The 9970-nt window shown below is 70.3% G+C and carries 8 protein-coding genes and 1 tRNA gene; 4 read left to right on the top strand and 5 right to left on the bottom strand.

What is annotated here, in order from left to right; translation table 11 throughout:
* Together VFO68_RS10415 and VFO68_RS10410 are read right to left on the bottom strand one after the other, a co-directional pair.
* The coding region (locus VFO68_RS10415) for an AarF/ABC1/UbiB kinase family protein (protein ID WP_325158004.1) at positions 1-1286 on the bottom strand (1286 nt) is incomplete at its 3' end.
* Positions 1279-2361 (bottom strand): hypothetical protein, encoded by a 1083-nt coding sequence (locus VFO68_RS10410; RefSeq protein ID WP_325158003.1) that lies wholly within the window; start codon positions 2359-2361, stop codon positions 1279-1281. The genes VFO68_RS10415 and VFO68_RS10410, both read right to left, overlap by 8 nt.
* Positions 2362-2483: 122 nt before the next feature.
* On the opposite strand from VFO68_RS10410, the gene VFO68_RS10405 reads away from it, so the two are divergent.
* Positions 2484-3011: a M48 family metallopeptidase gene (locus VFO68_RS10405; protein WP_325158002.1), complete on the top strand. Its 528-nt coding sequence runs from the start codon at positions 2484-2486 to the stop codon at positions 3009-3011.
* 31 nt (positions 3012-3042) lie between these two features.
* Here the strand turns inward: VFO68_RS10405 and VFO68_RS10400 are convergent, their stop codons facing one another.
* Positions 3043-4374 (bottom strand): zinc-dependent metalloprotease, encoded by a 1332-nt coding sequence (locus VFO68_RS10400; RefSeq protein WP_325158001.1) that lies wholly within the window; start codon positions 4372-4374, stop codon positions 3043-3045.
* Positions 4375-4455: 81 nt separating this feature from the next.
* Between VFO68_RS10400 and VFO68_RS10395 the strand changes: the two genes are divergently transcribed.
* Entirely contained in the window at positions 4456-5574 is a 1119-nt protein-coding gene (locus tag VFO68_RS10395) for a PDZ domain-containing protein (protein WP_325158000.1), read from the top strand.
* Here VFO68_RS10395 and VFO68_RS10390 read toward each other — a convergent pair.
* On the bottom strand, positions 5571-6089 hold the full coding sequence (locus VFO68_RS10390) for a PPA1309 family protein (protein WP_325157999.1): 519 nt from the start codon (positions 6087-6089) through the stop codon (positions 5571-5573). The two genes, VFO68_RS10395 and VFO68_RS10390, sit on opposite strands and share 4 nt — an antisense overlap.
* A 141-nt stretch (positions 6090-6230) precedes the next feature.
* Between VFO68_RS10390 and VFO68_RS10385 the strand changes: the two genes are divergently transcribed.
* Together VFO68_RS10385 and VFO68_RS10380 are read left to right on the top strand one after the other, a co-directional pair.
* A complete protein-coding gene (locus tag VFO68_RS10385) occupies positions 6231-9227 on the top strand; it encodes a UPF0182 family protein (RefSeq protein ID WP_325157998.1) in 2997 nt (998 codons plus the stop codon).
* A 67-nt stretch (positions 9228-9294) separates the two neighbouring features.
* A tRNA-Met gene (locus tag VFO68_RS10380) sits at positions 9295-9371 on the top strand.
* A gap of 87 nt (positions 9372-9458) precedes the next feature.
* Here the strand turns inward: VFO68_RS10380 and VFO68_RS10375 are convergent.
* Positions 9459-9970, bottom strand: a 512-nt coding sequence (locus VFO68_RS10375) for a site-specific integrase (RefSeq protein WP_325157997.1), incomplete at its 5' end; no start/stop codon positions are given.

The following is a 9970-nucleotide window of genomic DNA, read 5'->3' as shown; positions in this document are numbered from 1 at the left end:
CGCACGATCAGCTCCCGGACCGGAAGCTCGGCATCCAGCTGGCAGAGGATGCCGGTGCAACCGCCGAGCACCCGGTGCAGCATCAGGTACCGCGGCGGCAGGTTCAGCGACCGGCCGGTGCGGAAATCCTGCCCGCGCATGTCGCTGAGCCGCCCGGCCTGCCGCTGCATCCAGCGCCGGGTGAAATGGAACGTCTCGGACCGCAGCGGCTCGACGAACGGCGCGAGGTAGGCGTACACGTCCTCGGCCCGCACCTCGGTGCCCGGCCGCACGAAATGCGCCTCCCGCAACAGATCGAGCAGCTCCGCCGACTTGCCGTCCAGCGCCAGGCGCATCATCCGGCCGTGGATCGGCGGGAGCCCGTTCGGCAGCTTCGCCGCGGCGCCGTAGTCGATCACGCACAGCCGGCCGTCCTCGGCGAGCATGAAGTTGCCCGGATGCGGGTCGGCGTGCAGCAGCCCCGCCCGGGCCGGCGCGGAGTACTGGAACTCGGCGAGCAGGTAGCCGACCCGGTCCCGCACTTCCTTGTCGCCGTCCCGGATGATCGACGCCAGCGGCCGGCCGCCTGCCCACTCGCTGACGATCACCTTCGGCGCGCTGGCCACGACCCTCGGCACCAGCACATGCCGGTCGCCGGCGAAGGCCTTGGCGAACGCCCGCTGATGGCCGGCCTCGATCCGGTAGTCCAGCTCCTCGGTCATCCGGTCGGTCAGCTCCTGCAGCAGCGGCTTGACCTCGGCGCCCGGCACCACCGCCTGGAACAGCCGGGAGAACCGTTGCAGCTGACGCAGATCCGAGCGCAGCGCCTCGTCGGCGCCGGGGTACTGCACCTTGACGGCCACCGTCCGCCCGTCGTGCCAGACCGCCCGGTGCACCTGGCCGATGCTGGCCGCCGCGACCGGCTCGTCGCCGAACTCGGCGAACCGGCTCGCCCAGCCCTTGCCCAGCTGCTCGGCCAGCACCCGATGCACGGCGCCGGTGCTCATCGGCGGCGCCGCGGCCTGCAGCTTGGTCAGCGCCTCCCGGTACGGCGCGGCCAGTTCGTCCGGTACGGCAGCCTCGAACACGGAGAGTGCCTGACCGAACTTCATCGCGCCGCCCTTGAGCTCGCCCAGGACGGCGAAAACCTGCTCGGCGGTCTTGGCCGACAGCTCCGCACTGACCTGCTCGGCGCTCTGGCCGACCAGCCGTTTCCCCCAGCCACCCACGGTGCGGCCGGCCACCCCGAGCGGGATGCTGGCCAGCCGCGCCGTGCGTGCGGCCGTCTTTCTTGGCAGCTCAGTCACCGGCCGATTGTCTCCTGATCGTGGTCGAATGCGCAGCAAGTTCCGGGCAGTCCGGACGCCGGCGAAGCTCGCGGCACGGGCAGGAGGGGTGGGGTGGCCAGCCGCGATGGTGAGTGGCCGCCGCACCCGGGTCGATCTCCACGGTGGCGTTCCAGGTCGCCGGGCGCACATGTGCGGACGGTGACCAGCGTAGCGCGGTGAGGATGGCCAGGGCCTGTGCGACGGCGAACGCGGCGGTGGCCTGGGTGCAGGCAAGATCGGCCAGCTGCGGCCGGCCGGCGAGCTGGGTGGCGATGCCGGGCCAGCACCCGTCGGCCTGGGCGCGCAGCAGGTCGGCGCAGCGCAAGCAGCTGGTCAGACCGGGGATCACCAGCGGGCCGACCACGCCGATGCCGTCCCGCAGGTGCGCGCTCAGGTGGGTCATCTGGCTGCCGGTCAGCCGCGCGACCAGCTCGGGATCGGGCACCACGGCGTCGGTGAGCAGCACCAGGTCGGGCGGACGGAGCAGGGTGAACCGCTCGGTCCGCACCCGGGCGTCCACCCGCCGGATGGCCGCCCGGGCCGCGAGCTCGCGCTCCTTGCCGACGTCGGCGCTCAGGTAGCCGGTGCCGGTGTCCTCGGGCCGGACCCGCCCGCGCGCGCTCACGTGGACCCAGCCGACGCCGGCGGTGGCGAGCAGGCAGGCGACCGAGACGGCCAGCCGGCCGTCGCCGTGCACCGCGATCCGCAGCTCGCCCCGGCTTGCCGGCTGGGCGGCGGTCACCTCCTCCCCGGCGAGCCGGTCCGGCTTCGGGGGCGCGGCGAGATCGTGGACCAGCCCCCGCGCGGTGAGGCCGGTCAGCAGGTCGCGCAGGGCGGACCGGCCGGCCGGGTCCGGGCCGATCTCGTGCAGCAGATCCGCGGTCGTCCGGTGACCGGTCAGCCGGCCGGCGATGGCCGCGACGACCGTCTCCGGAAGCCCGCTGACCACCGCCGCGTGCCGTGGGTCGAGGCCGACCTGGAGCTCGCCGGCGCGGCGGCGCAGCACCGCCAGCCCGGGCCGGACCCGGGGTCGTTGTGGCAGGTCATCATCCATGGGGACAGGCTCGCGGCCCGTTGTGTGGATGGCGAAATCGTTATCCACAGGGCCCCCGAGTCTTCCACGTCACACCGGTTTTTGGCTCCCGCGATGTCGGTGCTTGGCCGTACGGTGTGACCGTGGCCGAACCGCTCGTCGAGGTGCGCAGGAGCAAGCGCAGAACCCGGACCGTGACCGCGTATCGCGAGGGCGACACGCTCGTCGTGCTCATTCCGGCACGACTCTCCAAGGCTGAAGAGGCCCACTGGGTGGCCGAGATGCAACGCCGGCTGCTCCGCGACGAGACGAAGCGCCGAACGCCGTCCAAGGCGTCCGACGCGGCCCTGCTGACCAGGTGCACCGAGCTGTCCGCCCGCCATCTCGCCGGCCGGGCGGTGCCGACCAGTGTGCGGTGGGTGCCGCCGATGCGCACCCGGTGGGCGTCCTGCACTCCGGCCGACGGCACGATCCGGGTCAGCGAGAAGCTGCGGCGGGTGCCCGGCTGGGTGCTGGACTACGTGCTGGTGCACGAGCTCGCCCACCTGATCGAGGCCGCGCACAACGCCCGGTTCTGGTCGCTGGTGCGCGACTACCCCCGCACCGACCGGGCCATCGGCTACCTGGAGGGCCTGTCCGCCGCCGCCGGCTGGGGAATGACCGAGGATTAGGTTGGTGCGCGCCCGATGCGGCGCGCGGGCTCTACTTCTCTTCCTCCGGACGCTGCTGCTCGGCCTGCTGGGTGCGTTCCAGCTGGGCGATCGGGTCGTCCTCGATCGCGGGCTGCTGGCCGAGACGCTCGGCGAAGTCGAGCGGGTCGTCCAGGTCGGCGGCCGTCGGGATGAGATCGGGATGCGCCCAGATGCCGTCCCGCACCTCGAGACCGTGCTGATCACCCACCAGCCGCCACAGGGCGGCGGCCGCCCGCAGCCGGCGCGGCCGCAGCTCGAGCCCGACCAGCGTGGCGAAGGTCTGCTCGGCCGGGCCGCCACTGGCCCGGCGGCGGCGCAGCGTCTCGCGCATCGCGTCGGCGCCCGGCAGCCGCTCGGCCACCGCGTCGCCGACGACAACGTCGACCCAGCCCTCGACCAACGCGAGCAGCGTCTCCAACCGAGCCAGCGCCGCCTGCTGCTCGGGCGTGGTCTTCGGTTCGAGCATGCCCGAGTTCATCGCCTGCTCGATGGTCGCCGGGTTGGCCATGTCGACCTGCGTGGCCAGTTCTTCCAGCGCCGAGGTGTCCACCCGGATCCCGCTGGCGAACTCCTCGACGGTGGCCAGCAGCCGCTGACGCAGCCACGGGACGTGGGCGAACAGCCGCTGGTGCGCTGCCTCGCGGGCGGCCAGGAACACCATCACCTCGCTGGCCGGCCGTTCCAGACCCTTGGTGAACTCCTCGACGTTGCCGGGCAGCAGCGCCGCGGTCGCGTCCGGGCCGAGCGGCAGGCCCACGTCGGTCGAGGTGAGGACCTCGGCGGCGAGTTGGGCCAGCGCGTTGCCCAGCTGGGAGCCGAACGCCATCCCGCCCATCTGCCCGACCATCGACAGCAGCGGCCCCGCGGCCTGCTTCGCCTCGGCCGGCAACGCCTCCACCCAGGCACCGGCGATCCGCCGGGCCACCGGGTCGCACAGCCGCTGCCAGGTCGGCAGCGTGTGCTCGACCCAGTCGCGCGGCGTCCAGGCGCGCACGGAGGTGGCACCCGCCGGCAGGATCGTCACCGGGTCCAGCCACATCTCGGCCAGGTGCACCGCGTCGGTGACCGCCTTGTTCGCGTCCGGTGCGGGGCCGAACCCGACCGGGGCGCCCAGCCGCTGCATCGCGATCTGTTTGGCCAGGTCGTAGTTGACCGGGCCGGTCGAGGTGCCCGCCTGGCTGAGCATCTGGCCGAGCTGGCTGAGCATCTGGCCGAGCTGGTTGAACGCGTCGAACGAGCCCTCCTGACCGCCGGTCGCGGGGTCGCTCGCACCGCGCTCGGCGGGATCCTTCTTGCCTCTGTCGTCGTCCGGGGGGCCAAAGCCGAACGGGAACTGACTCATACGTTCACCGTACGCGGGGTGCCCCAGGCCCGGGACGTGTGGTGATCCGCCATCGGAGAACGGTCCGTACCCTTCTCCTTTGTGAGTGACTCCACCAGCGCCGGGATCATGCCGCCGCCCCCGATCGACCCGGAACCGCACGGCGGGCCGCAGTGGCGGCTGTCCCGCCGGGGCTGGACCGTGCTGCTCAGCTTCGTGATCGTCGGCGTGCTCGCCCTGGTCGGGTCGTTCGTGCGGGTGCCGTTCGTGGCGCTGGGGCCCGGTCCGACGCACGACACGCTCGGCGAGATCGACGGGGTGCAGACCGTGTCGGTCAACGGCGAGCAGACCTACCCCACCGAGGGTCAGCTGCGCATGACCACGGTCTCGGTGGATGATCACGTCACGCTGTTCGGCGCGGCCGCGCTGTGGGTGAGCGGCCGGTTCGCCCTCGCCCCGCGCGACGAGTACATCAGGCCGGGGGAGACCGAGGAAGAGGTCGACCAACAGAACAAGAAGCTGTTCCAGGACTCGCAGAGCAACGCCGAGGTGGCCGCGCTGCGCTACCTGGGCTACCCGGTCAAGGTGCTGGCCGCGGAGATCACCACCAAGGCCCCGGCGGACGGCGTGATCGCGCCCGGCGACCGGTTGCTCGAGGTGAACGGCAAGAAGATCAACGTCCAGGAGGACGTGCGGGCCGCGCTCGCCGGCACCGCCCCCGGTCAGCAGATCCCGGTCAAGATCCAGCACGAGAACGAGCCGCCCAAGGACGCCACGGTCACCCTCGGCCGGGCCTCCGACTTCAACCCGGACGACAACCGCGCCGAGGGCTTCATGGGACTGTCCCCGGTCGACCGGGCCGATGTGACCTTCGACACCGCGATCCACCTCGAGGACATCGGCGGCCCGTCGGCCGGCCTGATCTTCGCGCTGGCCATCGTGGACCGGCTCACCCCGGGCGCGCTGGAGGCGGGCAAGACCGTCGCCGGCACCGGGGAGATCGACGTGAAGGGCAACGTCGCGCCGATCGGCGGCATCCCGTTCAAGATGGTCGCCGCCCGGGAAGCGGGCGCCAGCGTCTTCCTGGTCCCGGCGGCCAACTGCGCCGAGGCCAAGGAACGGGTCCCGGACGGCCTGCAGCTGGTCAAGGTCGAGACGCTGGCCGGAGCCGTGCGGTCACTGGAGGATCTCAACGCCGGCCGGCCCGTGCCGACCTGTTAGCTCAGGGTCGCCAGCAGCGCCTTGGTCAGGTTCGGGGCCAGATCGGGGCTCTCCACCAGCTCGTCGTCGTCCCCTTCACCGCGCAGGCGCAGCAGGCACACCGTCGAGCCGTCCCGCAGCACGGCGGCGACCAGCCGGGCCTCGCGACGCTGCGGATGTTCGGCGGCGACCTGCCGCATGACGTCGGCGTCGTCCGGCAGGTCCTCCTCGGCCTCCGGCGGGAGCACCACGATCTCCTGGGCGAGCGCGCAGCCGTGCACCGTCTCGGGCCAGACGATCGCGGCCAGCGCGGTGGCCAGGTCGGCGTCCGGCAGGGCGTCCTGGGCCACCGGCGTGATTGCCGCGCTCTGCGCCAGCGTGTCGGCCAGCTCGGGCTGCGCGGCGAGCAGGTCCGCGGTGGGCACCAGGGCGAACAGCTGGGGCGCCTGGTCCCAGCCGGCGCTGGAGACGAAGTCCTCCACCTCACGGGCAACGGCGATCAGGTCGGGAGCCGGAGGCGGCGCGGTAGTCGGCATGCCGCTCATCATCGGCCACCGTCACATCACCACTTTCCCCACCCTCACGGGAACCAGATAGGCCCCTAATAAAGTTGGACATCTAGGACAGCCCTGAGCCGGGCTGCCGGTGTTGAACGAAGCGACTCAGGAGCGTGCCCAGTGGCCACTCGGCCCCCGATCGGTCTGCCAAAGCTGTCCCGCCGCAGCCGGATTCTTCTGATCATCGCGGCCACGGTGATCCTGTTCCTGCTGGTCGGCGCGCGGCTGTTGGACACCTACGTCGACTGGCTGTGGTTCGGCGAGGTCGGCTTCCGGTCGGTCTTCAACATCCAGCTGTTCACCGAGATCGGTCTGTTCCTCGGGGTAGGCCTGCTGGTCGGCGGAACGCTCGCGGCGAGCCTGATCATCGCCTACCGGACCCGGCCGGTGTTCGTCCCGGTCTCCGGCGCCGACGACCCGCTCGCCCGGTACCGCTCGACGATCATGCAGCGGGTCCGGCTGTTCGGCATCGGCATCCCGGTGGTCGTGGGTCTGATCGCAGGCTCGACGGCGCAGAGCGACTGGCAGCAGTTCCAGCTGCTGATCAACGCCACCCCGTTCGGCATCGTCGACCCGGAGTTCGGCAAGGACATCGGGTTCTACGCGTTCACGCTGCCGTTCATCTCCTGGCTGATCACCTGGCTGTTCGTCACGATCGCCATCGCGTTCTTCGGCGCGCTGATCACGCACTACCTGTTCGGCGGGGTGCGGCTGGCCGGCCGCGGCGGGCAGTTCTCGGTACCGGCCCGGGTGCAGCTGTCGGTCACCGCCGGCCTGTTCGTCGTGGTGTACGCGATCGACTACTTCTTCGAGCGCTACGAGCTGCTCTACTCCGAGCACGACAACATCGCCGCCACCGGCTTCACCGGCGCCACCTACACCGACCTGAACGCGGTGTTGCCGGCCAAGCTGATCCTGATGTTCATCGCCGGGTTCTGCGCGGTGGCCTTCTTCGTCGGCGCGTTCATGCGCAACCTGCAGCTGCCGGCCATCGCCACCGCGCTGCTGATCCTCACCAGCATCCTGATCGGCGCGGCCTGGCCGGCCGTGCTGCACCAGTTCGTGGTCCGGCCGAACGAGAACGAGAAGGAAGCGAAGTCGATCTCCCGCAACATCGAGGCGACGCGGGACGCCTTCGGCCTGAAGAACGTCGAGTACGAGAATTACGACGGCACGAAGAACGTGTCGCTCGAGGAGATCAACAAGGATCCGCGCAACGCCAACACGATCTCCAACCTGCGGCTGCTCGACCCGAGCATCCTGTCGCCGACGTTCACCCAGCTCGAGGGCCGGGAGAACTTCTACGGCTTCCCGGACAAGCTCGACGTGGACCGCTACACGGTCAACGGCAAGACGCAGGACTACATCGTCACCGCGCGGGAGATCAAGACCAGCGGACTGAGCGAGCAGCAGTCCAACTGGATCAACCGGCACACGATCTACACGCACGGCAACGGTTTCGTCGCGGCCCCGGCCAACACGTTCCGGCGGGCGCCCGACGCGCAGGCTTCGGCCGACCAGGGCGGCTACCCGGTGTTCATGGTCAGCGACCTGGCCACCGACGGGCCGATCAAGGTCACCCAGCCGCGCATCTACTACGGCGAGCTGACCCGCGACTACGCGATCGTCGGAGGGCAGTCGGCCCGGGAGTACGACACGCCGACCGCGAAGTTCCGCTACGACGGCCAGGGCGGCGTCCCGGTCGACGGCTGGTTCAACCGCCTGGTCTTCGCCGCCCACTTCGCCGAGCGGAACATCCTGTTCTCGAACAACATCGAGGACGGCTCGAAGATCATGTACAACCGCGACCCGCGCAGCCGGGTGATCAAAGCCGCGCCCTGGCTCACGGCCGACGGTGACCCCTACGTCGCGGTGGTCGACGGGCGGGTCAAGTGGATCGTGGACGGCTACACGACGCTGGAGAACTATCCGTACTCGCAGCGCACGCCGCTCGGTCAGGTGACCTCGGACTCGCTCAACGGGGTGGCCCCGCAGGCGGACCGGTCGGTCAGCTACATCCGCAACTCGGTCAAGGCCACTGTGGACGCCTACGACGGCACGGTGACGCTGTACGCGATCGACGAGCAGGACCCGGTGCTCAAGGCGTGGTCCAAGGTCTTCCCCGGCACGGTGAAGCCCAAGTCGGAGATCTCCGACTCGCTGAAGGCGCACTTCCGCTATCCGGAGGACCTGTTCAAGGTCCAGCGCGATCTGCTGTCCCGCTACCACGTGTCCGACCCGAAGGAGTTCTTCTCCACCCAGACGTTCTGGAACGTGCCGGCCGACCCGACCAAGGAGGGCGGCACCGACGTGAACAGCACGGTGACCGAGAAGCAGCCGCCGTACTACGTCACCGCGCAGGCACCCGGCCAGGACAAGGCGACGTTCCAGATCACCAGCGCATTGACCCTGCTCAACCGGGAGTTCATGGCGTCCTGGGTTTCGGTGTCGTCGGATCCGCAGGACTACGGCAAGATCAAGGTGCTCAAGCTACCCACCACCGGATCGTCCCAGGTGGAGGGTCCGGGCCAGGTGCAGAGACGGTTCCAGACCACACCGAAGGTCACCGAGAACCGGACGCTGTTCCAGAACCAGAGCGTCACCGTCCTGTTCGGTAACCTGCTCACCCTGCCCTACGCCGGCGGTCTGCTCTACGTCGAGCCGATCTACATCCAGACCAAGAACGACGAGAACGCCTTCCCGCAGATGGCCAGGGTGCTGGTCTCCTTCGGCGACCGGGTCGGCTTCAACGCCGACATCCGGGAGGCACTGAAGGAGGTCTTCGGTCCGGGTGTGGAGACCGCCGCCACCGCCCCCGAAGGCCAGGCGCCGACGACGTCCAGCACGCCGTCGCCGTCCACCAGCGCACCGCAGCCGCCGCCCAGCGGCACCGCCAACTCGCCGGAGCTCGACCAGGCGGTCAAGGCGATCGACGCCGCGCTGGCCAAGCTCCGTGGTGCCCAACAGTCCGGCAACTTCGCCGACCAGGGCCAGGCGCTGCAGGACCTGGACGCCGCGCTCAAGCAGTACGAGGCCGCCAAGGCAGCCGGGGGCGGCTCCTCGGCGCCGTCGTCCTCACCCAGCACCACCCCGGTCCCCACCCCCGGCGGCGGGTGACCTTGCTTACCCGGCGGCCACCCGGTTTGGAACCCCAGGTGGCCGCCGCGTATAGTTGGAGACGCAACGCGGGGTGGAGCAGCTCGGTAGCTCGCTGGGCTCATAACCCAGAGGTCGCAGGTTCGAATCCTGTCCCCGCTACCAGGTAAAGGCCCGTCCGTAGAGTCTCCGGACGGGCCTTTTCGTTGGGTTTGTAACCAGATCTGTAACCACGGACACCACGCGCCCTGCTTAGCCGTCCACTGTGGTCGGCGCTGTGCTGGTCCTGCCGAAGATCACGTTGGCGACCTTCTCCGCTGCCGACCTGTCCAGGCCGGTCGAGCGGTGGGTGTAGATGGACAGCGTGTAGGCCATGTTCGCGTGGCCGATCCGGTCGGCCACGATCTTCGGATCAACGCCGTTGTCCAGCGATACCGTGGCGTAGGTGTGCCGAACGTCGTGCAGTCGGATGCGCGGCACCCCGGCCTGGTCTACCAGGCGGTTGAACCGGCGGGTGATGGTCTCCGGATGGATCGGGCTCCCGTCCGGGTGGCACATCAGGTGGCCGCCGTTGCGGTAGTCGGGGCCGAAGGCCCTCCGCTCATCGTCGAGCCGTGCCACGTGCCTGCGGAGGTAGTCGACCGTGACCGGGTCAAGCGAGATGGTTCGCCGGCCGCTCTCGGTCTTGCCGTCGGACTCTTCGGCCTGCCCGGCGACCACTACCCGGGTGTCGGCCAGCTCCAGCAACGCCGTGTCCAGGTCGA

Origin of the sequence: Actinophytocola sp., assembly GCF_035712165.1 — a bacterium.
In the GTDB taxonomy this organism is placed as follows: domain Bacteria; phylum Actinomycetota; class Actinomycetes; order Mycobacteriales; family Pseudonocardiaceae; genus DASYTH01.
The sequence above is the reverse complement of the archived record's forward strand: the minus strand, read 5'-3'. Positions and strand labels throughout refer to the sequence as shown.